The organism is Photorhabdus heterorhabditis (assembly GCF_018448905.1).
Classification (GTDB): Bacteria; Pseudomonadota; Gammaproteobacteria; order Enterobacterales; family Enterobacteriaceae; genus Photorhabdus; species Photorhabdus heterorhabditis.
The window spans coordinates 1-601 of the sequence record NZ_RCWA01000181.1; the positions used below are offsets into that span (position 1 = coordinate 1).

Genomic DNA, 601 nt, shown 5'->3' on the forward strand with positions numbered 1-601 from the left:
TGATAATTACCTTCCTTGCTGAGTTCAAAATCAATTTTGACTGATTGACCAGACTTCGATACGTCAATCGGCCTGTATATATCAATGTACTTAGAGCAGGACATTAATAAGGTACAGCTCATAAAAAAAAATAATATTTCGCCAATTTTTAAACCTTTTATGTATACGTAATACTTTCATTTCGTCACTCCAAACTTTGATATTTTCTTTATTTATACTGACACCATTTTAAATCTTCTTAAATTTTCGGATTGTAATAGGCAAACTCGACAAAACTCTCAATACCACTAAAAGCAGGCACATCCTCTAGAGTCGTAATGACCGCAGAGTAACGTCCAGGGGGTAATTCAAGTATTTTAATATTTCGCACAGCTATATTTACTCTTCTTCCTTCGTAATCGAAGGAACGCCCCCAACCACGTCCTCCTGCATTTATTTTCTTGTCAAAAAAAATCTTGCTATCTTTAACCAGATGAAGCGAAACTGGGGTTATTACCCCGCCCTTATCAACATTCCCGAACAACTCAAGCCGCCTTTTCATTTCCTCATAGTCATCCCCTTTATCAAACAGCAAGGCAAACTGATAATTCCCTTTCTTACT

Annotated in this window: 1 protein-coding gene; it reads right to left on the reverse strand. The window is 36.6% G+C overall.

Features of this window, described 5'->3' with window-relative positions; translation table 11 throughout:
* Positions 1-238: 238 nt before the first annotated feature.
* On the reverse strand, positions 239-601 hold a 363-nt coding region (locus EAE89_RS23190), incomplete at its 5' end, for a DUF5625 family protein (protein WP_214086687.1).